At 49.7% G+C, this 732-nt stretch carries 7 tRNA genes; all 7 read left to right on the top strand.

The annotated features are described in order from the left end of the window. Nucleotides 1–66 precede the first annotated feature (66 nt). Nucleotides 67–141: transfer RNA gene (locus CD032_RS10380), tRNA-Gly, on the top strand. Between the two features lie 7 nt (nucleotides 142–148). Beyond that, nucleotides 149–237, top strand: a tRNA-Leu gene (locus tag CD032_RS10375). Nucleotides 238–249: 12 nt separating this feature from the next. Beyond that, nucleotides 250–323: transfer RNA gene (locus CD032_RS10370), tRNA-Arg, on the top strand. Between the two features lie 26 nt (nucleotides 324–349). Beyond that, nucleotides 350–423: transfer RNA gene (locus tag CD032_RS10365), tRNA-Pro, on the top strand. Between the two features lie 24 nt (nucleotides 424–447). After that, a tRNA-Ala gene (locus CD032_RS10360) sits at nucleotides 448–523 on the top strand. 29 nt (nucleotides 524–552) lie between these two features. Further along, nucleotides 553–626 (top strand) — tRNA-Met (locus CD032_RS10355). Between the two features lie 26 nt (nucleotides 627–652). After that, nucleotides 653–726: transfer RNA gene (locus tag CD032_RS10350), tRNA-Ile, on the top strand. Nucleotides 727–732: the final 6 nt, after the last annotated feature.

The following is a 732-nucleotide window of genomic DNA, read 5'->3' as shown; positions in this document are numbered from 1 at the left end:
GAGCATCTGACTTTTAATCAGAGGGTCAGAGGTTCGAATCCTCTATGGCTCATCCAGTTTCATTTTGCAGAAGTAGTTCAGCGGTAGAATACGACCTTGCCAAGGTCGGGGTCGCGGGTTCGAATCCCGTCTTCTGCTCCATTATTTTGCCGGGGTGGCGGAACTGGCAGACGCACAGGACTTAAAATCCTGCGATGAGAGATCATCGTACCGGTTCGATTCCGGTCCTCGGCACCATCTTTGAATTAAGCGCCCGTAGCTCAACTGGATAGAGTGCTTGACTACGGATCAAGAGGTTATGGGTTCGACTCCTATCGGGCGCGTAATTAGTGCTTCATCCTATGAAAAACGGGAAGTAGCTCAGCTTGGTAGAGCACTTGGTTTGGGACCAAGGGGTCGTAGGTTCGAATCCTGTCTTCCCGATATCTGCTAAAATAATTTTAAAATGGGGGCTTAGCTCAGCTGGGAGAGCGCCTGCTTTGCACGCAGGAGGTCAGCGGTTCGATCCCGCTAGTCTCCACCATATATTATTGTTTCAAACTAAATTACAACGGCGGTGTAGCTCAGCTGGCTAGAGCGTACGGTTCATACCCGTGAGGTCGTGGGTTCGATTCCCTCCACCGCCACTATTATTAGTTGTAAATTATACTCTGGACCTTTAGCTCAGTTGGTCAGAGCTAACGGCTCATAACCGTTCGGTCGCAGGTTCGAATCCTGCAAGGTCCATATAAT

The organism is Staphylococcus cohnii subsp. cohnii, from assembly GCF_002902365.1.
GTDB lineage: Bacteria > Bacillota > Bacilli > Staphylococcales > Staphylococcaceae > Staphylococcus > Staphylococcus cohnii.
This window is presented reverse-complemented; position numbering and strand designations above follow the sequence as displayed.